At 63.8% G+C, this 22,909-nt stretch carries 19 protein-coding genes; 10 read left to right on the top strand and 9 right to left on the bottom strand.

The window, feature by feature from the left end; translation table 11 throughout:
* Nucleotides 1-127: 127 nt before the first annotated feature.
* The 4 genes from NY78_RS06755 (at nt 128) to NY78_RS06770 (ending at nt 4,772) form a co-directional block, all read left to right on the top strand.
* Nucleotides 128-901 carry an ABC transporter ATP-binding protein gene (locus NY78_RS06755; RefSeq protein ID WP_043633396.1) on the top strand — a complete coding sequence of 258 codons (774 nt, stop codon included), beginning with the start codon at nt 128-130 and terminating at the stop codon, nt 899-901.
* 124 nt (nt 902-1,025) lie between these two features.
* Entirely contained in the window at nt 1,026-1,784 is a 759-nt protein-coding gene (locus tag NY78_RS06760) for an acetolactate decarboxylase (RefSeq protein ID WP_043633399.1), read from the top strand.
* Between the two features lie 4 nt (nt 1,785-1,788).
* Nucleotides 1,789-2,721, top strand: coding sequence for a hypothetical protein (locus NY78_RS06765; protein ID WP_043633404.1), 933 nt, complete (start codon nt 1,789-1,791; stop codon nt 2,719-2,721).
* 8 nt (nt 2,722-2,729) lie between these two features.
* Complete coding sequence (locus NY78_RS06770) at nt 2,730-4,772, top strand: O-antigen ligase family protein (RefSeq protein WP_082139907.1); 2,043 nt, start codon at nt 2,730-2,732, stop codon at nt 4,770-4,772.
* Between the two features lie 47 nt (nt 4,773-4,819).
* On the opposite strand, the gene NY78_RS06775 is transcribed toward NY78_RS06770, so the two are convergent.
* Complete coding sequence (locus NY78_RS06775; RefSeq protein ID WP_043633407.1) at nt 4,820-5,275, bottom strand: hypothetical protein; 456 nt, start codon at nt 5,273-5,275, stop codon at nt 4,820-4,822.
* 341 nt (nt 5,276-5,616) lie between these two features.
* On the opposite strand from NY78_RS06775, the gene NY78_RS06780 reads away from it, so the two are divergent.
* The 4 genes from NY78_RS06780 (at nt 5,617) to NY78_RS06795 (ending at nt 10,712) form a co-directional block, all read left to right on the top strand.
* A complete protein-coding gene (locus tag NY78_RS06780; protein ID WP_043633410.1) occupies nt 5,617-6,630 on the top strand; it encodes a polysaccharide deacetylase family protein in 1,014 nt (337 codons plus the stop codon).
* A 68-nt stretch (nt 6,631-6,698) separates the two neighbouring features.
* Nucleotides 6,699-7,865 carry a hypothetical protein gene (locus NY78_RS06785; RefSeq protein ID WP_043633412.1) on the top strand — a complete coding sequence of 389 codons (1,167 nt, stop codon included), beginning with the start codon at nt 6,699-6,701 and terminating at the stop codon, nt 7,863-7,865.
* Between the two features lie 92 nt (nt 7,866-7,957).
* A complete protein-coding gene (locus tag NY78_RS06790; RefSeq protein ID WP_043633415.1) occupies nt 7,958-9,475 on the top strand; it encodes a sigma-54 dependent transcriptional regulator in 1,518 nt (505 codons plus the stop codon).
* Between the two features lie 4 nt (nt 9,476-9,479).
* Entirely contained in the window at nt 9,480-10,712 is a 1,233-nt protein-coding gene (locus NY78_RS06795) for a glycosyltransferase family protein (RefSeq protein ID WP_043633417.1), read from the top strand.
* Here NY78_RS06795 and NY78_RS06800 read toward each other — a convergent pair.
* Complete coding sequence (locus tag NY78_RS06800; protein WP_043633420.1) at nt 10,709-11,329, bottom strand: LysE family translocator; 621 nt, start codon at nt 11,327-11,329, stop codon at nt 10,709-10,711. The genes NY78_RS06795 and NY78_RS06800 overlap by 4 nt on opposite strands.
* 657 nt (nt 11,330-11,986) lie before the next feature.
* Here NY78_RS06800 and NY78_RS06805 point away from each other — a divergent pair.
* Complete coding sequence (locus tag NY78_RS06805; RefSeq protein ID WP_043633423.1) at nt 11,987-13,276, top strand: Hsp70 family protein; 1,290 nt, start codon at nt 11,987-11,989, stop codon at nt 13,274-13,276.
* Between the two features lie 211 nt (nt 13,277-13,487).
* Here the strand turns inward: NY78_RS06805 and NY78_RS06810 are convergent, their stop codons facing one another.
* The 5 genes from NY78_RS06810 to NY78_RS06830 form a co-directional block, all read right to left on the bottom strand.
* Nucleotides 13,488-14,000 carry a DinB family protein gene (locus tag NY78_RS06810; RefSeq protein WP_043633425.1) on the bottom strand — a complete coding sequence of 171 codons (513 nt, stop codon included), beginning with the start codon at nt 13,998-14,000 and terminating at the stop codon, nt 13,488-13,490.
* 182 nt (nt 14,001-14,182) lie between these two features.
* Nucleotides 14,183-14,827 carry a cytochrome b/b6 domain-containing protein gene (locus NY78_RS06815; protein ID WP_043633429.1) on the bottom strand — a complete coding sequence of 215 codons (645 nt, stop codon included), beginning with the start codon at nt 14,825-14,827 and terminating at the stop codon, nt 14,183-14,185.
* Complete coding sequence (locus NY78_RS06820; RefSeq protein WP_043633432.1) at nt 14,824-16,494, bottom strand: tetrathionate reductase family octaheme c-type cytochrome; 1,671 nt, start codon at nt 16,492-16,494, stop codon at nt 14,824-14,826. The genes NY78_RS06815 and NY78_RS06820 overlap by 4 nt, the downstream gene beginning before the upstream one ends.
* 298 nt (nt 16,495-16,792) lie before the next feature.
* Nucleotides 16,793-17,029, bottom strand: coding sequence for a glycine zipper domain-containing protein (locus NY78_RS06825; RefSeq protein WP_043633435.1), 237 nt, complete (start codon nt 17,027-17,029; stop codon nt 16,793-16,795).
* A 15-nt stretch (nt 17,030-17,044) separates the two neighbouring features.
* Complete coding sequence (locus NY78_RS06830) at nt 17,045-17,419, bottom strand: hypothetical protein (RefSeq protein ID WP_043633438.1); 375 nt, start codon at nt 17,417-17,419, stop codon at nt 17,045-17,047.
* Nucleotides 17,420-17,620: 201 nt separating this feature from the next.
* Here NY78_RS06830 and bioB point away from each other — a divergent pair, with 201 nt between their 5' ends.
* Nucleotides 17,621-18,622, top strand: a complete 1,002-nt coding sequence (gene bioB, locus NY78_RS06835; RefSeq protein ID WP_043633441.1) for a biotin synthase BioB — start codon at nt 17,621-17,623, stop codon at nt 18,620-18,622.
* Between the two features lie 195 nt (nt 18,623-18,817).
* Here bioB and NY78_RS06840 read toward each other — a convergent pair whose 3' ends face one another.
* Both NY78_RS06840 and NY78_RS06845 read right to left on the bottom strand, forming a co-directional pair.
* The gene (locus NY78_RS06840) at nt 18,818-22,084 is read right to left on the bottom strand and encodes a PAS domain S-box protein (RefSeq protein WP_082139908.1); all 3,267 of its coding nucleotides are present in this window, start codon (nt 22,082-22,084) and stop codon (nt 18,818-18,820) included.
* A gap of 360 nt (nt 22,085-22,444) precedes the next feature.
* Nucleotides 22,445-22,879 carry a PilZ domain-containing protein gene (locus tag NY78_RS06845; RefSeq protein WP_043633444.1) on the bottom strand — a complete coding sequence of 145 codons (435 nt, stop codon included), beginning with the start codon at nt 22,877-22,879 and terminating at the stop codon, nt 22,445-22,447.
* Between the last annotated feature and the right edge of the window lie 30 nt (nt 22,880-22,909).

The following is a 22,909-nucleotide window of genomic DNA, read 5'->3' on the forward strand; positions in this document are numbered from 1 at the left end:
CGGCGGTCGGCGGAAATTGCCGGTTACAGCACACATTGCAAGCCATGTGCCGGCCGGCTGGTTCTTGCCATCAGGGCGGATTGCGGTCAAAGTGGCGCGGTTTGTATTTTCCCCCGGGATAGGTGCCATGAACCAGCCCATGATCGAAATTCACGGCCTGACCAAGGCCTTTCAGGGACAGCCCGTGCTTCGCGGCGTGGATATGATCGTGCCCGAGGGCATGGTCACGGCTGTCATCGGGAAATCCGGCGAGGGCAAAAGCGTCCTTTTAAAGCATATCATCGGCCTGTTGCGCCAGGATGCAGGCGAGATCCTGTTTCATGGCGAGGCGCTTTCGGCCATGTCCCGGGAGGGGCAACGGGCCTTTCGCCGCCGCTGCAGCTACATGTTCCAGAACATGGCCCTGTTTGATTCCATGACCGTGGCCGAGAATATCGCCCTGCCGTTGCGTGAAACAGAGCACTTAAATGAATCCCAGGCCGCCGCCAAGGTCATGGCCATGGCCGAACGGCTGGAACTGGCCGGCATCCTCGGCAAATATCCGTCCCAGATTTCCGGCGGGATGCAGAAACGAGTCGCTCTGGCCCGGGCTTTGGTGACACAGCCCGGACTGGTTTTGTTCGACGAGCCGACCACCGGCCTCGACCCCATCCGCAAGGCCTCGGTGCTGCAACTGATCGACTCCGCCCGGCGACAGTTTGATTTCACGGCCGTGCTCGTCAGCCACGACATCCCGGACGTGTTCGCCGTGGCCGGCCATGTGGCCATGCTCGACGCCGGGCGCATTGTCTGGCAGGGCTCGCCCGAGGCCATCGGCCACAGCCAGGACCCGGTGGTGCAGCGGTTTCTGGCCGGCGAACCCGAGCCTGACGCCGACGACGTCGGGTCTGGCTTTTCCTAACCCCGGGCCATTTCGAGCGGCTGTCCCGCCGGTCGCCGTACGAGGCGGAGCGCTCTCTTTGCCCTGGCCGGGAGAGGTGTTGCCTGTTCGCCGCCAACTGCGATCCCCTCAAGGAGGACCCCCCATGTCACGCCTTGCCCTGCTGCGCGCCGCCGTCCTGGCCGTCTCGCTGTTCGTTGCCGACCCGGGCCGGCTTTGGGCTGCCACCCTGCACCAGACCGGCTCCATCGAGGGCCTGATCGTCGGCGATTATGCCGGCCAGCGGTCCTGTGCCGGGCTTGTGCGCCAGGGCGACTTTGGCCTGGGCACGTTTGCCGATCTCGACGGCGAGATGGTGGTCCTGGACGGGGTCGTCTATCAGGTGACGTCCGACGGCGTGGTCCACCGGGCGCGTCCTGGCCAACTGGCTCCCTTTGCCCAGATCGTGCGCTTTGCCGGGTCCGTCGATCTTGGCCGGGTGGACGGCCTGGACCTGCCCGCCCTGACCGCCGCCCTGACCGACCGGCTGCCGGACCCCTCCAAAATGTGCGCCGTGCGGGTGGACGGCGTTTTCCCGACCCTGACCGTACGCAGCGTGCCGGCCCAAGCCAAGCCCTGGCCGCCCCTGGCCGAGGCAATCAAGCACCAGAGCACCTTTCCCCTGACCGACATTGCCGGGACCCTGGTCGGCATTTATACGCCCCCTGGCCTGCCGTCCCTGTCCCCGGCCGGCTGGCATTTTCATTTTTTAAGCCATGACCGCCGCCACGGCGGCCATGTCCTGGCCCTGACCACCGGCCCGGCCAAGGCCCGGGGCGACGCCGTGACGGTCCTGGACGTCGTCTATCCGCCCGGCGTGCTCCCCCGGGGCAACGTGGCCAAACCTGCGGCCGGAACGGAATAACAACTTGGATTTTTTGTCTTATTTCATGCCCGGCGAGCGTCGTCCGGCCCTGCGTGCGGCCGACGCCGCCACCATTGCCGCCCGGGAAGGCGCGGCCGATCTGCTGGCCCGGGCCAGAACCCGGCTCGACGGACTCTATGCCCTGCTTGGGGCCGACGACTTTCGTGATGCGGCCCTGCTGGCCGGCCTGCTGGCCGAGGACCTGGACGCCTGTGCCGCCGTTTTGGGGCTGGCCGGGGAGCCTTCCGTCCGGGAGGACCGGGCTGGGCTGGGACTGTTCCCGGACGGCGAGGCCTTGTCCGCCTTTGCCCGCCGGGGCGAGGCCCGGCTGGCGCGCCTCACGACGGCCTTTGCCGCCAAAAAAGCCGGTCCCTGGGAGCTTTCGGCCGACCGCTACGAATCCCGGGCCCTTTGGCGGGTCCGCACGGCCCTGGTCTGCTGCGTGGCGCTCCTGGCCGCCTCCCTGCTCCTGGGCGATACCCTGGCCAAGAAGCGCCGGGAATTTGCCGCCATGGTGGCCCTGCTTGGGGAGCGCGCCGAGGCCCAAAAGGAGCTTTCGATTCTGGCGGCCCTGGCCCGCGAGGTCAAAACCGTCGCCGGGAAACCGCTTTTCGAGATTACCGGCGAAAATTGCACCAGCTGCGGCTGCGAAGGGCGGGATCTGCGCACCGTGCCCGAGGGCGACGTGTGCCGGCGCAAATGGGACAGTGCCCGGGAACGGCTGGGCCGGGCCGTCGGGGCCTCGCCCAAGACCCTGGCCCGTCTGGCCCGCGATCCCTGGGGCTCGCCCTATCTGCTCAATGAAAACGAGGCCGAGAGCCCGGATTTCCCCTGCCTGCCCGACGTCGTGCGTTCGGCCGGGCAAAACGGGCTGGCCGGCGACGCCGACGACCTCGTCCTTGACGTGCCAAACGCCTTTTGTCCGGAAAAACGGTAGGCCGGACCATGGGCGCGGCAGCGACGGAGAGCGGCATGGCCGGCGGGGTGATGCGGGCGGGTGGCATTGTGCTCGTGGCCGGGCATCTGTTGCTTTCGGCCATGACCCTGTGGTCCCTGGGCCGTCCGGCCCAGGCCTTTGCCGGCCTGATCCTGGCCGGCAGCGCGGCCATGGCCGTGTCGCGCCGGGGGCTGTCCCTGGGCCTTTTCCTGCTCGGGTTCACGCTTTTTCTCTTCGGCTGGCAGACCTACGTCTACCCGGCCGTGGCCTTTGGACTGGTTCTTGACGCAGCCGCGCTGGCCCTGGTCTGGGGCAATCTCGGCCGTCGGCCGGCCGGCCCGGGACTGACCGGCGCGTTCCTTGGGGCCGTTGTGGTCATGGTTCTGGGCTCCATGTGGCTTCTGCCCTGGGACCGTCTGGCGAGTGCGGCGGCGCTGTTTGGCCCAAGTCGGTTTTTCGCCGCCATGGTCTTTTCCCCGGCCCATGCCCCGGCTTACGGTCTGGCCGCAGCCTTGCGGCTGGCCGTCATGGCCGTCTTTGCCTGGGAACTGGCCGGGAGCCGGCTTGCCGGACGTTTTGAGACCCTGGCGGCCGGCATCGCGGCCGGGCTGGTCACGGCCATTGTCTTTGGCCTGACCGAGCATTTCCGGGGCGACCACTACCTGCTCCATTACCGCTTCACCTCGCTTTTTGCCAATCCGGGCTGGTTTGCCGAATACGCGGCCGTGGCCGCGCCGTTTCTGCTCCTGCCCTTTGCCCGCCGGGGCCTGTGGCGGCGGGGCTACGGCACGGCCTGTCTGGCCCTTTGCGCCGGGGCTCTGGTCCTCACCCTGGCCCGGGCCGGCTGGATCGCCGGCAGCCTGACCTTGGCCTGTGCGGTGCTGCTGTATCTGCGCGACGGTCCCATGGCCCGGTTTCCCCGGCCCTACGGCCATCTGCCCGGGCTGGCCGTGGCCGGCGCACTGGTTGTCGCCCTGGCTTTTTGGGCCTCGGGCCGGGAATTGTCGGCCATAAGCCGGCCGATCAACGCCCTGCTCAAGGAACGAGTCGGCAATTTCACGGATTCGCCCCGACCGGCGCTGTTCCGCTCGGGCCTGCTCATTGCCGCCGAGCGCCCGGTTTTCGGCATGGGCTATGAAAGCTACGCCCGCCACTATCCGGTCCTCCTGGCCACGCCGGCCGCCTGGCTCGGGCGCTACGGCGACCCGTCGGCCGAGGTGTTTGAGACCTCCCACAACATGTATATCCAGCTCCTCTCGGGCCTGGGGATTGCCGGGCTTGGCCTGTGGCTGGCCCTGGTCGGCCGGGCCGGCTGGGTGCTGTGGCGACGGGCCAGGGACACGGCCGGGATGCTCGACGCCGCCTTGCTCCTGTCCCTGGTCGCCTTTCATATTTATGCGTTCTTTCAGGAAATGTTTTACGTGCCCCCGGTCCTCTTCCTGCTCTTCGTGCCTCTTGGCCGGGCCATGGCCCTGGAAGACGGGGGGCGGGGGCGGCGCTGGCCGGCGCATTTGGCCTGGGGCCTGGCCTTGGCCGCGGTCCTTTCCTACGCCGCCGACGCCGGACTTTCTCGCACCGGGGCGCGGTTGTCCCTGCCCCAGTGGCGCTGCGGCCCGGTGGTTTACGAAGGATTCTTCCCGCCCGAGCCCATTGCCGGGCAGACCATGCGCTGGAGCGTGGGAGACGCGGCCGTGCAGGTCGCGCCCGGCGAGGTGTCCCTGACCCTTTTTTCGCCCGTGCCGACCGACGTCGTCCTGGTGTCCGACGCCGGTCTCCTGGACCGGCTGCACCTTGGCGGCGCTCCGACGACCCGGCGCTACCATCTGCCGGACGTAGGCGACGGCCGGGCACAGACCATTTTCATCATGCCCGACAGCGCCTTTGTGCCCATGGCCCAGACCGGCGCCCTCGACCCCAGACGGCTGGGCGTGGCTGTGGGCGTCGCGGTGGAGCCAGGAGAGAGGGTGGGAGAGAAGGTAGGGGAGAAGGCGGGGAGCGCCTCCGGCGGCCGGGGGGATGATCCCCCCGGACCCCTGCCACAGGGCAAGTAAGGGGGGCGTTTCTCTCAGCGATTTTGGCCCGTTGTCGTCTGGCCGGGCTAGAGATTTTCGGTGTTGCGCTCAAAGACCCGCAGTTCGTTTATAACCTGGGTGCCGAGCTGGAACAGGCTCTGATTCTCCTGGCCGTCCACCAGTTCGGTCAGGAGCTTTATGTCCTGGGGCAGGGTGGCCAGGGTGACGTCCTTGAGGTCGCGCAGACTTTTGACCACATAGATCTTGTCGCGTTTGGCCACAATGTGCTCGGCCACATCGGTCATGTGGACCAGCCCCCGGGCCTTTTCGGCATAGATGGCGCAGACGGCGGTCATGTGGGACAGGATGTTTTTCTCGTTGGGAGCCTCGGTCTTGAAGTACAGATCTGCGGCCTTGGCGGCATAATCGTTGAAATGCTCGTACGATATGCGAAAATGCTTGGAAGCGCCCAGAGCCTGGGCGGCAGTGGCCAGGGCGAGCATAAGGCACAACGTACATGAGGCGGTGCGGCGTTTGGACATGGCGTCTCCGTGAGATGGCCGCCGGATAAAACATCTGCCGGCGGCAAGCGCCACATACCACTTTTTGATCGGCCGTCAATGCATCAGGCCGGAGGCCTTGCCGCCGGGCGCGCAGTGCTTATGTGTGGCTGGAAGGCAGCCATAGGCCTAAGCCGTCTGTGACTGCCGGTTACCCCCCTCCTTCTGGTTGTGTTGTTGTCCTGCACCATCCCAAGGGCCGCCCCTCGGCGGCCCTGCTTATTGATCGTTTCCGTCAGAAGCAGACATTGACTTTTGGCACTAATATTGTAGGCTTTTCTGAGCCCCAACCTGAAGCGGCAGTATTGCCCTGCGGACAAGCCATGGAAAAAATTCGTGGATTTCGTGTTCTCTTTCGTGCCCTGGCTCTGACCGCAGCCCTGTTGGCCGCTCCCGCCGCCATGGGGGGGGTGTGTCTGGCCGGCATGGTCAGCCTGGTCTTCGATGACGGGCTTTCCAGCGTTTACGAATATGCCTTTCCGGTGCTCACCCGCTATGGATTGGTGGCCACGACCGGCATCATTGCCGACCGGGTGGATTCCGGCGATCCGGACTTCATGAATGAAAAGCAGTTGCATGAACTGGAGAAGGCCGGCTGGGAAATCGCCTCCCATAGCCTCACCCACAAGCGGCCCATCGACATCCCCAAGTTTGTGGCCGAAGAGAAATGCCTTCTGCTCAAACCCATAGTCGGCCAGCGCCCGCTTTTCGAGGCCAAGTACAAGTACGAAGAGCTGGCCGGATTGATGGAAAACGGCAAACTGCTGCGTGAGCGCTCCAACGGCAAATTGGTGCGCGACGAACCTGGCAGCTATTACTTCGACGAGCTGATCGGCGAGGTCCTGGTCCACCCCTTTGATCCTGCCAGCGCGGAAAAGCAGCAGATCGTGGCCATCTCCTACGAACGCGAGATGCAGGCCTCCAAACAAGAGCTTTCCGACCGCGGCTTTGCCGTCAGCACCTATATCACCCCGCATAACTACTGGACCCCGGAGATGAGCGAACTCTCCAAGCGCTTTTATTCCCAGGTGGCCAACGGCGGCGACACCTTCAATCGCAAGGGCTCCACCGACCGCTATTGGCTCAAGCGGTTTGTAGTCCATACCAACGACACGGCCGAGGCTATTATCGGGCTGGTCAAGGAACACGCCATCCGGGAGAACGGCTGGGTGATCTTTTGTATGCACGGCATTGGTTCCGATCTGGGCTGGGAACCCTGGGATGCCGCAAAGCTCGGGCAACTCGCCGACTTTTTGAAGAAAAAGGCCGTACCCGTCGTCACCATCGACAAGGGCGTCAAACTCTGGGTCGAAGGGAAAGGCAAGCCCGGCGTATAACCGGCCGACTGCGTATTCCGGCCCGTCGGCCGCGGTCGGCGAACGGCGGACAGGCGCTTGAGGGATGAATGAAACGATCGCTTCGGATTATTGTGGCTGGTTTTGCCGTGGGCTTTCCGCTCGGCGGGCAGCTGTGGATGATGCTGCACTTCGCTTCCGGGCTGGCCCGGCTTGGCCACGAGGTCGTTTTTGTGGAAGACACCTCCGACTGGGCCTATCCGTTTGATCCCGTCCTTGGCTATGCCGGCAGCGACTCCAGCCGGGGCCGGGCCATCGTGGACCGGCTCTTTTCCGACCATGGGCTGGCCGGGCGCTGGGCCTACGTCAGCCAGATCGAGAACCGCGTGTACGGCATGGAGCGGGCCAGCCTCGACCGCCATCTGGCCGAGGCTGATTTTTTTCTCAATGTCTCGGGCGTCATTCCTCTGCGTGAGGAATACCTCCAAGCTCCGGTGCGGGCTGTCATCGACACCGACCCGGTCTTCACCCAGGCCAAAGTGGCTGAAAACACCTGGAACCACGACTATTTCGCTGCCCACCAGACCTGCTTCACCTACGGCTGCAATCTGCCGGCCGGCCAGACCGGCGTGCCGCTGTCCGACATCGACTGGAAGCCGCTGTTGCCGCCGGTGGTGCTCGATTTCTGGCCGCGCGGCCAAGGACGCGGCGCGAACTATACCACCATCGGCACCTGGGAAGCCAAGGACCGGGATGTGGAAGTGGCCGGTAAAAAACTGGCCTGGCGCAAAAACGTCAAATACGAAGCCATCCTCGATCTGCCGGGCCGACTGCCCGGGGTGCCGCTTGGCATGGCCATGAGCGGCATGAAGGAAAACGCCGAACGCTACCGGGCCGCCGGCTGGGAGGTGCGCGACGCCTTGGAGATTTCCCGCGATCCTGTGGCTTACCGCGACTATATCCGGAACTCACGGGGCGAGTTCACCATTGCCAAGGACCAGAACGTGATCCTGAAAAGCGGCTGGTTTTCCGACCGTACCGCCACCTTTCTGGCCGCCGGCCGTCCGGCCGTGGTGGAAGACACCGGCTTTGGGGCCTATCTGCCGACCGGGCAGGGGCTTTTTGCCTTCGAGGGGCCAGAGGCCGCCATTGAGGCCCTGCGCCGGGTGGAAGCCGATCCGCAGCGGGCCGGGGACGCGGCCCGGGCCATTGCCGAGGAACACTTCGACAGCGACAAGGTGCTCACCGGGCTTTTGCGCCAGTGCGGCCTGGTCTGATGCCAGCAGTCGGACAGGGAATTTACTGCGATCGGGGAGAATTGACGTCCAACCGGTTGAAACCCGCTGGCCTTCGGGCTAGAACCTCGGCGATGGCGGAAAAGACAATACTTTTTGTCGCCCCAGCCCAGGCGGTGACCCAATTTTTTCCCTTCTTCAAGGAAGCCGGGATAGCCGCCGGTATCGCCGACTCCCTGGCCACAGCCCTGTCCGCCATTCGCAAGTCGCCGCCCTGCATCATTTTTTCCCAGGCCAAAATGGGTGTTTATACCGCTGAACATCTGTTGGCCGAGGCCCAGAATTTCGACCCGTTCCCGCCCGTCATCGTCTTTACCGACCGGGGCACGGCCACCGAGGCCGCCCGCTGTCTGGAACTCGGGGCCAGGGACTACTGGCTCGAACCGCTTACCTGGGACAAAATTCTGGCCATGCTGCCGGACGATGCCCCGGCCAAGGCCGAACCCGTCGTGCCCGTCCCCCGGCACGCCGCCGTGCCGGCCACCTCCGGCAAGGGTTTTGCCGTGGTGGGCGAACATCCGGCCATCCGTCGCGTCCTGGCCCTGGCCCGTCAGGTGGCCAGGTCCAAGGCGACCGTGCTCATTTCCGGCGAGTCCGGCACCGGCAAGGAGATGTTCGCCCGTTATCTCCATGCCTCCTCCGACCGGGCCGACGGCCCCTTTGTGGCCATCAACTGCGCCGCTTTGCCCGAACATCTGCTCGAATCCGAGCTTTTTGGCCACGAAAAAGGGTCGTTCACCGGGGCCATTGCCCGCAAGCTCGGCAAGTTCGAGATGGCCAGCGGCGGCACCATCCTGCTCGACGAAATTTCCGAGATGGACCTGGGCCTGCAGGCCAAGCTCCTGCGCGTGCTCCAGGAGAGCGAGTTCGACCGGGTGGGCGGCACGGATACCGTGCACGTGGACGTGCGCGTCTTGGCCACCACCAACCGGCGCATGGACGAAGCCGTGGCCGAGGGCAAGTTCCGCCAGGACCTGTATTATCGCTTAAACGTCATCCCGCTCAAACTGCCGCCGTTGCGCGACCGCGGGGCGGACATCCCCAGGCTGGCCCAGTTTTTCGTGGAGAAATTCCGCAAGGCCTACGGCCTGCCGCCTCTGGCCTTTTCCGCCGACGCCAAGGATTGGCTCATGGCTTACGACTGGCCCGGCAATGTGCGTGAGCTGCAAAATCTCATGGAGCGCGCCGTGCTCCTGGCCGGAGACGGTCCCATCCGCAAGGCCCATTTCCTGCTCGATCCCGACGTCTGGCCCGGCGAAGGCGGCGACGCGGCCTATGATCCCATGACCGGACCCGGTGAAGGGGATGCCGGCGAGGTCTCCGAGGAGGCCGCTGCCTCCGGCGCGGCTGCTGCTGGCGAGGCCGACGATCCTTTCGACATGGCCGCCGCTGCCCGCAACCTGGGCGAACTGCCCGGCGGCGGGGCCGGCGAGGTGGTGACCCTCGATGTCATGGAACGCCACATGATCATCAAGAGCCTGGACCGCACCGAGGGCAACCGCACCCAGGCCGCCCAGCTTCTGGGGATTTCCGTACGCACGCTGCGCAACAAACTAAACGAGTACCGCAAGCTCGGCATCGACGTCCCCTGATCCCATGGCCGGCCCCACCACATTTAATATCCTGATGTATTCCCACGACACCTATGGTCTGGGACACTTGCGTCGCACCATGGCCATTGCCGAGCATCTGCGCCATAGGGGCGTCAACATCCTGATCCTTACCGGCTCGCCCCTGGCCGGCCGCTACGAGATCCCCGAAGGCATCGACTACGTGCGTATTCCGGGCATGATCAAAAAGACCAATGAGGAATACCTCCCCCTTTCCATCAAGATCAACGCCCGCCACGCCTTGAATATCCGCCGCAACATCATCGTGGCCACGGCCAAGGCCTTCCAGCCCCACCTGTTTATCGTGGACAAAGCGCCCATGGGCCTTCGCCGCGAGGTGATCCCGACGCTCAAATGGCTCAAGCGCCGCCAGCCGCGCACCCGCACCATCCTCGGGCTTCGCGACGTCATGGACGACGCGGCCTCCACCATCCGGGAATGGCGGGAGAAGGGCGTCTACGAGGTCCTCGACCAGTACTATTCCGAGATCTGGGTCTACGGAAACCAGGAACTCTACGACCCGGTGGTCGAATATGAAATTCCGGACAATATCAGCCGCAAAATGGTTTTTACCGGCTACATCCCGCGCCGGGTGCCGGCCCCCCAGGCCATGACGCCCATCCGGCGCGAGGAACGCCTCGGGCTGGCGGAAAAGCTCGTGGTGGTGACAACCGGCGGCGGCGGCGACGGCTATCCGCTCATGGACGCCTATCTGCGCATGTTGGAGGAGGGGGGCGGCCCGGAACACCGGGTCATCTTCGTCACCGGCCCGTTCATGCCCCGGCCCGAGCGCGAACTGGTGGCCAAGCGCGCCGCCAAGGTCAAGGCCCGGTTCTACCATTTCTACCGGCGCATGGAGACGCTCATGGGGCTGGCCGACGCCATCGTGACCATGGGCGGCTACAACACCACCTGCGAAATCCTCTCCCAAGGCAAACCGTCCCTGGTGGTGCCCCGGGAGGTCCCCCGCCTGGAACAGCGCATCCGGGCCGAGGTCTTAAGCCGCCAGGGCCTGATCGAGTTTCTGCCCTGGGACGAACTCTGCGCCGACGGCATCCGTGAAAAACTCACCCGCCTCCTGGCCGATCCGCAGCCCTACAAAGACGCCATGACCCGGTTTCCGTTCACCGGCCTGAAAATCATCTCCGAGCGGTTAAGCGTCTTTCGCCAGGAAGCCTGCCGTCCTGATGGCGGTATCGACAGCCCCTCCAGTCGCTAGGCCATTCCCATTCCGGCATTCCACAACGCCCACAGCCCGAAGGCCATAAGCAGCGCTCCAAACACCCGGCGCAGGGTGCGTATGTGCGCCAGCAGCCTGTTGCGCAGCATCTTGCCGCCAAGGGCAATGGCCGCCCACCAGACCATGGCCCCGCCAAAAATCCCGGCCACCACCGCCGCCGCCTCGCCGCTTTGGGCCTCGGGCTGACCCAGGCCGAAGCCGGCGAAAATGGCCACAAAGGCCACGACGGTCATGGGATTGGTGAGCGTGAGCACAAACGCCGAGGCAAAGGCCCCGGCATAACTGCCCTTACGGTCCGCCCGTGCCAGATCGGGCGGTTTGGTCAGCAGCAGACGCAGCCCCATGGCCACCAGGAACAGGCCGCCGCCCCCCTGGAGCACGGCGGCGTGGGCAGCCAGAAAATCCGAGACAAACGTCAGCCCGAACGCGGCCACCGCCCCGTAAAACGCATCGGCCGCCGCCGCGCCCATGCCCGACAAGAGGCGCACCCGCAGCCCCCGGGACATGGCCCGGCCCAGACACAGCATCCCCACCGCCCCAAACGGCATGGCAATGACCGCGCCGATGGTCGCACCCTTGAGAAAAAATCCGAGCATGATCGTAGGATAGCGCGCCCGGGCACTTCGGGCGAGGCAGCCCGGCGTCGATTGTGCGTCGATGGAACGACAGCGGGGGAGGGTGGCGAGGCGGAGGAGAGAACGAAGAGAGGAAAAGAGAAGATGCCTCCGGCGGCCAAAGGGGTGACCCCTTTGGAATCCCGCCTGGGGGGGGCGATTTGACTGGGGGCGTTGCTAGGTCGAGGGGCGGAAGTTGCGCAAGAAAAGACGGAAAGAGGCTGTGGCAGTTGGTGGTTGCGTTTGACGGGAGCCACCGTTGCCGTGGCCGGCCAAAGGGAGTGCCAACCCCTTGAAATCCCATCGGGGGCGGGGGGAGGGCGTTGGGAATCCCTTGGAAGCGAGGCAAGACGTGCCCCTGCCTTTGGTCGCCGAAAATTGCCAGGCACCGGAAACGCGCGGTTTGACTTCGGGAAATGTTCAGAATAAATGTCCCTCCCCCATTGGTTCCGAAGGCGCGGGGCTTTGGAAAGGGCATTTGCGCGACGTTCCCCGGCTGTGGATTAACACGCTAAAATAAATCAAGAAATTGTTGCAGAGGAATCTTGTTGGCGAGATGCCGACTGGATCTTCTTCTCTTTGAGCGTGCCATCCTGGACTTTGGGCAGGCAGTTGGCACGACGCGAACACGGAGCACATATGGCGGCGGCTATTGGAATCGATTTTGGCACATCGAATTCTTCTGTTGGGTTGTTGAAAAACGGTCTTCCTTGCCTCGTCGAATTGGAAGACAACAGGCAGACAATTCCAAGCGCCATTTTTTATGACACGGAAGAGAATGCCGTGTTGTTTGGCAATGAGGCGATCGCCTTGTACGTGAGCAGTTGCGAGGGGCGTTTCTTGCGATCGCTCAAGAGTATCCTGGGGAGCTCGCTCATCAATGAGTCGACAGAAGTCGGCTATAAAAATATTTTATTTAAAGATATCATCGTAAGTTTTATAGCACACTTGAAAAAGAGAGCTGAAGCCGCCGCCGGCCAAGCTGTCGAGAGCGTGGTCATGGGGCGGCCCGTTTGGTTCGTGGACGGCGACGAACAGGCCGACGCGCTGGCCCAAGGTCATTTGGAGGAAATTGCCCGGAAAGCCGGGTTTCAACATATCATTTTCCAGTATGAACCAATAGCCGCGGCCCTTGATTATGAACAGTCGGCGGCGCAGGAAGAGCTGGCCCTGATTGTCGATATCGGCGGCGGAACGTCTGATTTCTCGGTCGTCAGGGTGTCGCCGGACAGGCGAGGGCAGCGGGACAGGAAGCAAGACATCCTGGCCAACGCCGGCGTGCATATCGGCGGAACCGATTTGGACGTGAAGCTCAGTCTCGAACAAGTCATGCCGTTATTCGGCTACAGAACGCAGACCAGGAGCCTTTTCCCCGGCGATGCCATATTGGACGTGCCGGCAACCTATTACCGGGAACTGGCGACCTGGCATAAGATAGTGTTTTTATACAACAACAGAGCACTGCAAAGTGTAAAAAACATGCACTATCATGCCGCGCAGCAGGATCTGGTGGAACGGCTGGTCAGGATTATTCAAAAGCAGGACGGGCATCGGTTGGCCAGCGACGTTGAAGCCGCAAAGATGATGCTTTCGGAACAGGATGCCGCGTCGATTGCCTTGAACTACGTGGAGAAGGGCCTTCGCGTCTCGGTTTCACGAAGCAGGTTTGAACGCAGCATTGAAAATGAAAAAGAACGGATTGTTGCGCAAATTCAAGAATGTCTCAAGCAAGCCGGCATTGCTGCTGCAAGTGTCCATACGCTCTTTATGACCGGCGGCTCTACGGCGATTCCGCGCATAGCCCAAGCATGCAGGCAGGCCGTGCCTGCGGCCCGGATCGTTGCCGGCAATCGATTCGGCAGCGTCGGCATGGGGCTGACCATTGATGCGGGAATCAAATTTGGAAAGGGAAACCAGGGGCATTGTTGAGCGCAGCCGGCCCAAGCGTTTCTTTGCCCGCGTTGGCGTAGGCGGGCCGCGGCCGTTCCCGGCTCGTCCGACCAATATGCCCAACCGTGGTTATGGCCAACCCTGCTCACTCACGCCCCGACACTTCTCTTTCCGTCTGGGCCGGAGGCGGCATTTTGGGGGGCCGCTCCGGGCACGGCGGCCGGCCGACCCCGGCCGCGGCCCCGAAGCCTCACAGCAAGGCGGCGTAGGCCCCGGTTTCGCGCTCAAAGCCGAGCAGATCGATGTCCGCCGTCTTGATGCCGCAGGCCCCGAGCAGGCCGTGCATCTGGCCCCGGTGGTGGGTCTGGTGGTTGAAGAAATGGCTGATGCAGACGGCCAGCGGCAGGGCCATGGGCCTGCCGTCGGTGGTGGTGAAGGCCAGGGTGTCGCCAAGGCTGGCCGGGTCAAGGGCGCGGAAAAAGGCGATAGTCCGGTCTTCTTCGACGACGCGGGCGGCGGCCAGTGCGGGCAGGGCGGCATAGGGCACGGCGTCCACGGACGGGACCGGCGCTCCCTGGCCGGTAAACCGGGTGAGCCACAGCCGGTCGGCCAGGACCAGATGGTTGGCAATGGCCAGGATGGACCCGAAATTGACGGCCGAGGTCGCCGTGAGTTGTTCGGGCGAAAGCTTGTTAAGCTCAGCGGCAAGGCGGGCATTGGCCCAGCGGTTGTACAGGGCCTGGGTGAGAAACAGGTTTTTCATGGGTGCAGCTCCTGTGTGCGCCCCTGGCCTCTTGGCCAAGAGGGCAGGCCCATTTAGACCTTGGCCTCGGGCAATGTCCAGATCCGGAGCCGGGGAACGAACGGAAAACGCCGCCCCGGTAACCGTGGTTCCCGGGGCGGCGACAGGTCAATCAGTCAAACCAATCTAGCCAGGCCAAGCGGTCAGGCCGTCCGCTTCTCCCATTCTTCCGGCTTTTCGGCCTGGACGTCTTCCCAACCTGTGCACATGGCCGTGATGTGGGCCAGGGGCGTGTGCCCGGTGGTGGTCATGTAGACGTGGACCACCAGGAAGGCCAGGATGGCAAACGCGCCGATGAGATGGGCCAGGGCCACGCCCGAAAGCCCGAGGCCGCCAAGGCCCAGGGCGGCCCAGTCGTTGTAGAGATAGTAGAGCAGCCCCGTGACCATCATAAACGGCAGCAGCGCGGCAGCCAGCGCCAGATAGGTCAGGCGTTGGAGCGGATTGTGCTTGGCGTCGGGCGTCTTGGGGCAGGGATGGGGCTGGCCGAGGAAGATGCCGTAGCCGTAGTAGCGCACCACGGCGAACATCTTTTTCGTCGTCGGCACGTACTGCTTCCATTCCCCGGTGGTGGCGATCCAGAAGACGAAGAAGGCAAAGGCCACGAGCCAGGTCACGCCCAGGGCCGAGTGGACGGCCACGGCCCGCTTGTAGCCAAGGAGCGAAAACGTGCCGTGGACCTCGAAGCCGGTGGCGGCCAGGGCGAGGATCAACGCCGCCTGCAGCCAGTGCCAGAAACGCTCGTAGCGGGTGTAGAGATAGAACTTGCCGGTGGTGTTGTCGCTCATTGTCCCTTCCTCCTGGCGCTGGAAACCATACGCCCGATGCCGTGGCCGATGACGGCCAGCAGGGCGGCGATGACTGCTCCCCAGCCCACCATGGTCACGCCGGCATGGACGTCGCGGCCCGGGATGTAGACCCCGGGCAGGCCCTTGAGCCGACCCTCGACGCTGTGGCAGGAATCGCAGGCCACGACCTGATCCTTGGGGGCCACCATGTGGGTGATGGGGAAGAAGTATTCCGTCTCGACGAAGCCGACCTCGCCGGAAAAGGGCAGATCGACATAGTGCATGCCCGAAACAATGGCCCGCTTCCAATCGTAGTTGGCCCAGTAGGCTTCCGAGTCCTTGGGACCGAACAGATGCGGGATGACCAGGGTGGCGTTGACCGGATCAAAGGGCTGCTTTCCGGTATGGCGCTTAAAGGGCATGATCCTCGCCTTGGGGTCGTCCGGCGAACCGGCCGGATGGTTGAGGCTGAGCAGCTTTGACGGGTCCACCGTGTCGGTCACGAGCATGTTGCTCATGGCTCCGTTAAACCAGTAATAGACCGGCTCCACGTTCTTTTCCCAGACAAAGTCGCCCTTCTTGGTGTCGTAGACCGGCTTGCCGTAGGGACCCTGCTTCTTAAAGGGCTTGCCCTCGGCGTTCATCTTGCCGGCAGTGGACCAGTCCCAGCTCATCTTGGTGGGCAGCACCCGGGCGAATTCCGGGATATGGCAGGTCTGGCAGGCCACCTTGTCGGTGTGGTCGTTGGCCTTGGCGTTGGTCTTGTGGGGCTTTTGGCCATGGCAGGATTCGCAGGCGATCTTCGAGGCCAGATCGGCTTCGGTCAGGCTGATGCGTTCGGCCGTAGCCGGCGAGGTGTACAGCCGCCCGGCAATCTGGTGGTCCTTGGTGGTGTGGCAGCGCTGGCAGGTGAAGTTGAGCCCCTCGGCGTCCATGTGCACGTCGAGCGACTTTTTGGGCATCCCCATGGAACTGTCCAGGTCGCCGTGCTTCACGCCGTCGCCGCCGCCGCCGTAAAAGTGGCAGGCACCGCAGTTTTGCCGGTCGGGCCGGCCCACCTTGGCCACGATCTTCTTGTAGTCCGGCGGCAGATAGGTCTTGCCGTCTTCCGGGAAGAGCGTCGGTTCGGTCACCGGATAGCCGGCCTTGGTCGGGAACTTCTCGTAGGTGTGGGTGGTGTCGTGGCAGGCCAGGCAGTCGATGCGGTTTTTTGCCGTGAAATCAAAGGTCTTGTCCTTCCAGCCGTAGCCGATGTGGCACGAGGTGCAGCGCGGCTCGTTGGAGGGGACGGCGATGCAGAAGTTGTTGATGGTCTTGCCGTACTTGCCCATGGACTTGCCGTCGCCGCAGTCCGGACAGATCCAGGTCCAGTGGATGGAATGCTGGATCTGGTCCGCCGCCATCTGGTGGCAGGACAGGCAGGCGGCGGTCACCTCTTCGGGCTTGGCGAACTCTTTCTGCAAGGCCTCGAATTTGGAGTGATCCGCCGTGGTCCAGCGTGCGCCCGGAGCCTGGGTGGCGCTCCGGGCCAGCCGGCGTCCCGGGGCCTTGTCGGCCTCGTTCTCGGTTTCGGCCGCTCCAAGCAGCCCGGGCGCGGCCGCAAAAAGGAGCGCGGCCACGATGGCCAGTCCCCCGAAACAATATCCTGGTCGCGTGCACAGTCGCATGTTCCTCCTCCTTCCCGGCCCGGGTGTGACGGACGGGGCGGACGCGCAGCCTGCGAAAGGCCGCGCGTCCTGGTTTCGTGAGGAACAGCAGGGACCGTGCCAGATCGCTCTTTCCGAGTATGCGTTTGTGGCCCTGTAATTATTGGAGATTATGGATGGTGGTAGTGCGAAGACGGGGATGTTGCTCGTCAAGTGCGCAAATATTTGAACAGTTGACTGTGCAATTGGTTAATCGTTGGGCTGCAAAAAGCCGGCGGCCGAAACCGCCGGCTGGCATGGTCTCTGGACGGTCAGGCGGCTAGTAGCCGCGTTTTTCCTGCTGGTTGCCGATCAGGCCGCCGGCGATGCCGCCCAGGGCGCCGCCGATGCCGGCCCCAATGCCGGCGTTGCCGCCGGACAAGGCCCCGATAGCCGCGCCGGCTCCGGCGCCCAGGGCCGCGCCGGACAGCGCGCCCTGCTGGGTCTTGGTCATATTGGTGCAGCCAAGGCTGCCGACAAGGGCCAGCGCTGCGACTGCGATGGACAGGCGTTTCATGATTGCCTCCTTCGGCTAGAGGTTGCCGGCCTTGGGCTTGGCCAATTCATACCACATGACTTCCACCACCGGACGGGCCAGCTTGTCCGGGTTGGCTGCATACCACTTGTCGATGGCCGCGGCCATCTCATCAAAATTATAGGCGCTCAGGCCCTTGCACCAGACCGTGATGGTGGTCTTTGGGGGGGGCGTTTGGCCCTGCACTTCCTGTTCAAGCTCGATAATGGTGGCCGCACCAAGCAGAAACGACTTGCGCTCCTGGGGCGAGGATTTGACCCAATGTTCGCCGGTGACCACCGGGATCTCATAGTCCGTCGCCAAGGCCGGCATCGCCATGAACAAGGCCAGAACCAGCCCGCCAAGGAGAAGCCACAGGGATTTCCGATGCATGAGTGCCTCCTTTTTGCAGTCAGTAGACATTTTCAACTATAAGTCTTCCCGCAACCATGTGCAATATGGTCGGAAGATTCCTTCAAGTTAATGTGGGAAATATGGGAAAATAGCAAGCGCAAGGGCCTGCCCGGAGGCTCCCGGCGAAAGCCCTCTTGCCCAAAATGCGCCTCAGGGCTAAGGCCTTCCCCGAGGACGCCTATGCCGCTTTTTTCTGCCTTTGCCGATGCCATCGTCCGCCCCCTGCTGGCCGGGGGCCTTTTGTCCGACACCGACCGGGACCGGCTGCTGGACGAATTGCCCCGGGCCACCGGGCCGGCTCTCGACGCCCTGGCCCGGGCCGCTGATGCCGTGCGCCGCGTCCGGGTCGGCAACACGGTTTCGCTTTGCGCCATCATCAGCGCCAAATCCGGCCGCTGCGGCGAAGACTGCGCCTTTTGCGCCCAGTCCGGCCATCACCGGACCGCCGCCCCAGAACATGCCTTTCTCGCCCCGCCGGAAATCACCGCCGCCGCCGCCGCCATGCACGCCGCCGGCGTGGCTCGCTTTGGCATCGTGGCCTCGGGCAAGGCCTTGCCGGAAGCCGAACTGGCCCGGGCCGCTGACGTCGTCGCCGCCATCGCCGCCACCGGCATGGCGGCCGACGCCTCCTTCGGCGTCCTGTCCCGCGATGCCCTGGTCCGGCTCAAAGCTGCCGGGCTGGCCGCCTACCACCACAACCTCGAGACCTCCCGGGCCTTTTACCCGCACATCTGCACCACCCGCACCTTTACGGACAATCTCGACGTGCTGCGCACCTGCAAAAGCCTCGGCATCCCGATTTGCTCCGGCGGCCTGTTTGGCCTGGGCGAATCCTGGGCCGACCGGGTCGATCTGGCCCTGACCCTGCTTGAGGCCGAAGCCTTCTCCATCCCCGTCAATTTCCTCTCCCCCATCCCCGGCACCCGGCTGGCCCAGCAACCGGTCCTGTCGCGCGACGAGGCCCGGCGTATCGTCATCCTGCTGCGTCTGCTGCTGCCCGACCGCCAGATCCGCATCTGCGGCGGCCGGCCCACGGTCTTTGGTCCGACAACGGACAATCTGGCCCCCATGGCCGCCGGAGCCGACGGACTGATGGTTGGCGATTACCTGACCACCAACGGGGCCTCCCTGGATGCGGACAAGGCCGGGCTGGAGCAGCTGGGTTTTGTGACGCCGCCGTGAGGGGAGAGTAGGGGGGCCGAACCTCGTCGGGGAAGGCTCCAAAGAAGCCTCCGGCGGCCGGGGGCCTGAGGCCCCCGGACCCCCAAAGGGGGTAAAGGGAGTGGCGTTACCGAAACGATGAGTGGGAGCGGAAAAAAATTGAGCTTGCCGGGAACCACCCTGGCTCCCGACGGGACTAGGGGCAGCGCCCAGGGCTCAGGGGCGCAGGGCCAGCCAGGTTTCGAGGGTGGAGAGGAGTCGGGCTTTGGGGATGGGTTTGACCTGAAAGTCGTCGCAGCCGGCCTCCAGGCTGCGTTGCCGGTGTTCTTCGAAGGCGTGGGCGGTCAGGGCCACGACCGGGGTGCGGGGGCGGCCAAGATCCTGTTCCTGGAGGCGCAGGGCCTGGGTGGTCTGGTAGCCGTCCATGCCGGGCATCTCGACGTCCATGAGGATGACGTCAAAGGGGTGATCGTGCAGGGCGGCCAAGGCAGCCTGCCCGCTGGGAGCCCAGGTGATGGCGAAGTTCGTGCCTTCGAGCATGAGCCGCATGACTTCGGCATTGGTGGGGCTGTCTTCGACGAGCAGGACCGTGGCGCTGGCCTGGACCCCATTGGATTCTGCAATCCGAGGGGCGGCGTCGGCTTCGGGCAAGACCGGAGCCGGACGCAGCGGCAGGGTGAGGGTGAACGTGGACCCCTGGCCCTGGACACTGTCGACGCGCAGGCGTCCTCCCATCATTTCCGTGAGTTTCTTGCAGATGGCCAACCCCAGACCCACGCCGCCGAACTCACGGTTGGCTGAGGCGTTTATCTGGGTGAAGCGGTCGAAGATGAATGTTTGTTTGTCGGGCGCGATGCCGATGCCGGTATCGCGGACGGCCAGGCGCAGTTTGGGGCGTTTTTTTTCATCGTCCTGGCGGCCTATCTCGAGAACGACTTCGCCATGCTGCGTGAATTTGAGCGCGTTGCCGAGCAGGTTGACGAGAATCTGGCGAATGCGGTCAGGGCAGCAATACAGCCGGGGCGGCAGGTCGCCGTGGGTCTCCAGGCGCAACGTGAGATTTTTCCGCGCGGCGTCAGGGCGCAGCATGTCCACGAGTTGTCCGGCCAGTTCGAGGATGTTGCAGGGTTTTTCCTCCATGATGATGCCGCCGGCTTCGATCTGGGACAGGTCGAGAATGTCGTTGAGGAGCGTGAGCAGGGCGCCGCCGGCCAGTTCGATGGCTTTGAGGGCATGGGCCTGGTCGCGGGTGAGCTGGGTGGCGCTTAGCACATCGACCATGCCGAGGATGGTGTTCATGGGGGTGCGGATTTCGTGGCTCATGGTGGAAAGGAATTCGCTTTTGGCCTTGTTGGCGCTTTCGGCGATTTCCTTGGACCGGCGAAGGGTCTGCTCCATGGCCTTGCGCTCGGTGATGTTGACGAGCACGGACAGGATGCAGGCTTCGCCGAAGGCGTGATTGGGCACGGCGGAATACAATACGATGACGGACGAACCGTTTTTATGGCGCAGTTCCAGTTCCTTGCCGAAGATGGAACCGGTTCGGGACATTTCCTCCAGGATGTCGTCGCGTTCCTTTTGTTCCCGCCACAGACCGATGTCGATGGACAGGCGGCCGATGATTTCGGCTTTGCTGTGGCCGAGCATGCGCGCCCCGGTTTCATTGATATCGATGAGCCGGCCCTCGCGTCGGGTTGTGACGGCGATGCCGACCGGGGTGAAGCGAAAGATTTTGGCGAGTTGATCCTGGCTCTCGCGCAGGGCTTCCTCGTCACGTTTGCGTCGGGTGATGTCGGTGTGGGTCCCGGCCATGCGGATAACGATGCCGTGTTCATCCTTGAGGCTGGCTCCCCGGCCGAGGATCCAGCGGTAGGAACCATCCTTGTGGCGCATCCGGTATTCCACGGAGAAATTGTCGACTTCGCCGTCGGCGCACCGTTTGTTGGCCCGGATGACGGTTTCGGCGTCGTCGGGGTGGATGCGTTTGGTCCATTCGTCAAGGAGTTGCTGGATTTCGTCTGGCGTGTGCCCCAGGATTTCCATGTATCGGGGTGAATAATAGACGATATTGGTCCGCAGATCCCAGTCCCAGATGCCGTCGTTGGCCCCCTGGGCGACCAGGCTGTAGCGCTCTTCGCTGGCCAGCAGGGCTTCCTCGATACGCTTGCGATCGGTGATGTCGTTGCCGATGCACAGGATTTCGGCCAGCTCGTCCGAGGCCGCCCGAAGCCCGCGTATGGCCCAGGCGATCCAGACAAGCTCGCCGTTGCGGAGTTTGTGCTGGAGGGTCATAGACCCGGTGTTTCCCGGGGTATCGAAGAGGCCGGCTAGTTTTTGGACCCAGGGCGTGGCCTGGGCGTTGTCCGGGTTGTCAATGAGGGAGCCGATTTCCCGGCCGAGCATCTCATCGAGCCCGTACCCGAAAAAGTGCAGGCCGAAGGCATTGCAGAACGTGACCCGTCCCAGAGGATCCAGGCGCAGGATGACGCTGGCGGCGCTCTGGACGAGTTCGCGGTGGCGTTCCTCGCTTTGCCCCACGGCGGTGCGCAGCTGGTTGAGTTTGTGCAACTGGCGTCGCACGGTGCGGCGTAGGACGGCATTGAACGCCAGCAGGATGACGGCGATGGAGACGACGGCGGCCAGCGCCCACAAGGAATAGCGCATGGCTTGGGAGGGGAAGAGGGTCGCTCCGCGCCATTTTTGGTCGATGGCGGCGTACTGTTCCGGGGAGATGCGTGAAAATCCGTCTTCGACGAGACGGAGCAAGGCCTCGTTCCCCTTGCGTACTGCCCGGTGGAAGTCGCCGTGATAGAGCGTGAAGGCCAGTCGGAATTCGCTCTCCAGGCCATACTTGTACAGGTAATACAGGGCCGGCGGCTTATCGACGCAAAAGACCTTGATTTTCGCGTCCCGGGCGGCCTGAATGACGCCTTCGTAGCCGTCGAAGGCGACCAGGGGCAAAATGCCGCGGCTGGAGAGGTAGTCCACGCTGGCGTCGCCGTGTTTGACCCCGACGGTGAAGCCGCGCAGGGTTTCCAGGTTGTTGATGCCGCTTAAGTCGTTGTGCACGAACACCGGCACTTCGATGCGGGCGTAGGCGGGGGAAAAGCTGTAGTGTTTGTCCCGCTCGGGAGTCTGGAAAATTGTGTCAATGACGTCGGCCTTGCCTTGGAGGAGTTCTCTTTGGGCGGCGTTCCAGTCCATGGGCCGCAGCAGCACGGGAACGCCGGTCAGGCTCTCCCAGAGTTTCCAGGTATCGATGAGGATGCCCTGGTAGGTCCCGTCGGGCGCGGCGAAAACGTAGGGTGGATAATCCATGTCCAAGGTCACAGTGATGGTCTTGGGCAGAGGAGAATGCGGGGAGTCGGCCTGCAGATCCGGGGCTGTAAACCAGCCGGCCGCAAACAGTGTCAGCAGCAGGACCGCCAGCCCGATGGCGGCCTTCTGTCTGAGGAGCTGCGTGTGGCGGGGCGGTAAGGTCATGGACACCCTGTGACGTGCATGGCGTTGGCGGGCTGGGACGGCGGGGCCTTTGCCGGCTGTAGGGCCGTAACAATGGATTCCGGATTTGGGCACGACAGAGACGTGCTGCGTCCTGAGCCATTTTGTCCATGGCCTGAATAGTTTTGCCCTTGTCCCATTCCTGACGCACGATACACTGAAAACGGCAGCCCTGGGAAGGGCTGCCGTCTCGGGTATTTCACGTCCGTCGCCTTACGGCCTGCTCTTGCTGTGATTCGTGGAGGCTGCTGGTCGTCCCGGACGGTGGCCGTCCGCCACAGCCAGTTCGGCCAGGGGTTGGCTGTGCATGCTCTCGGCAGCCTGCGCGATCTCCATCTCCGGTTAGCCCTTGATCATGCACAACAGATCGGCGGCACAGGCGAGCAGGGGCTTTTGAAAGGCAATGCCGAATTCATCGTCCTTCACCCAGCGCACCGTGGCCATATGAAAGACGCCAAGCGGCCCCACCGGCTGGAGTCCGGCGTTGAACAACACCTTGTCCTTTTGCGCAACCGAGAAGTCTTCCTCCCCGGACAGACGCAGCCGCGCCCCAAGGACGCTGAGGTCGAGGATTTGTACCTGGGCGGCCCTGGTCGGCTTTTGAACATGGCCACGATGCAGGGCGTACTCCTCGCTTAACCGGATGCGCTCGGCGGCGCGGCGATCCCCGCAGGCCCGGCACCGCCAAAAGCTTGTTGTCGGAGGACCGTGGTCGACCAATTCATGCCAGCCTGTCTTGCCGCATTCGGCACACTTCTTTAATTCGACCAGAGGCATAACGCTGTCCCTTGTCTTGGAGCGCGGCCG

The organism is Desulfovibrio sp. TomC, from assembly GCF_000801335.2.
In the GTDB taxonomy this organism is placed as follows: domain Bacteria; phylum Desulfobacterota; class Desulfovibrionia; order Desulfovibrionales; family Desulfovibrionaceae; genus Solidesulfovibrio.

What these genes read in the sequence shown, in the direction of transcription:
- NY78_RS06820 (WP_043633432.1), bottom strand. Translation starts at nt 16,494, where the DNA reads ATGCGACTGTGCACGCGACCAGGATATTGTTTCGGGGGACTGGCCATC.
- NY78_RS06805 (WP_043633423.1), top strand. Translation starts at nt 11,987, where the DNA reads ATGGCGGCGGCTATTGGAATCGATTTTGGCACATCGAATTCTTCTGTT.
- NY78_RS06830 (WP_043633438.1), bottom strand. Translation starts at nt 17,419, where the DNA reads ATGCATCGGAAATCCCTGTGGCTTCTCCTTGGCGGGCTGGTTCTGGCC.
- NY78_RS06785 (WP_043633412.1), top strand. Translation starts at nt 6,699, where the DNA reads ATGAAACGATCGCTTCGGATTATTGTGGCTGGTTTTGCCGTGGGCTTT.
- NY78_RS06825 (WP_043633435.1), bottom strand. Translation starts at nt 17,029, where the DNA reads ATGAAACGCCTGTCCATCGCAGTCGCAGCGCTGGCCCTTGTCGGCAGC.
- NY78_RS06800 (WP_043633420.1), bottom strand. Translation starts at nt 11,329, where the DNA reads ATGCTCGGATTTTTTCTCAAGGGTGCGACCATCGGCGCGGTCATTGCC.
- NY78_RS06790 (WP_043633415.1), top strand. Translation starts at nt 7,958, where the DNA reads ATGGCGGAAAAGACAATACTTTTTGTCGCCCCAGCCCAGGCGGTGACC.
- NY78_RS06770 (WP_082139907.1), top strand. Translation starts at nt 2,730, where the DNA reads ATGGGCGCGGCAGCGACGGAGAGCGGCATGGCCGGCGGGGTGATGCGG.
- NY78_RS06755 (WP_043633396.1), top strand. Translation starts at nt 128, where the DNA reads ATGAACCAGCCCATGATCGAAATTCACGGCCTGACCAAGGCCTTTCAG.
- NY78_RS06840 (WP_082139908.1), bottom strand. Translation starts at nt 22,084, where the DNA reads ATGACCTTACCGCCCCGCCACACGCAGCTCCTCAGACAGAAGGCCGCC.
- NY78_RS06810 (WP_043633425.1), bottom strand. Translation starts at nt 14,000, where the DNA reads ATGAAAAACCTGTTTCTCACCCAGGCCCTGTACAACCGCTGGGCCAAT.
- bioB (WP_043633441.1), top strand. Translation starts at nt 17,621, where the DNA reads ATGCCGCTTTTTTCTGCCTTTGCCGATGCCATCGTCCGCCCCCTGCTG.
- NY78_RS06815 (WP_043633429.1), bottom strand. Translation starts at nt 14,827, where the DNA reads ATGAGCGACAACACCACCGGCAAGTTCTATCTCTACACCCGCTACGAG.
- NY78_RS06780 (WP_043633410.1), top strand. Translation starts at nt 5,617, where the DNA reads ATGGAAAAAATTCGTGGATTTCGTGTTCTCTTTCGTGCCCTGGCTCTG.
- NY78_RS06795 (WP_043633417.1), top strand. Translation starts at nt 9,480, where the DNA reads ATGGCCGGCCCCACCACATTTAATATCCTGATGTATTCCCACGACACC.
- NY78_RS06845 (WP_043633444.1), bottom strand. Translation starts at nt 22,879, where the DNA reads ATGCCTCTGGTCGAATTAAAGAAGTGTGCCGAATGCGGCAAGACAGGC.
- NY78_RS06775 (WP_043633407.1), bottom strand. Translation starts at nt 5,275, where the DNA reads ATGTCCAAACGCCGCACCGCCTCATGTACGTTGTGCCTTATGCTCGCC.
- NY78_RS06760 (WP_043633399.1), top strand. Translation starts at nt 1,026, where the DNA reads ATGTCACGCCTTGCCCTGCTGCGCGCCGCCGTCCTGGCCGTCTCGCTG.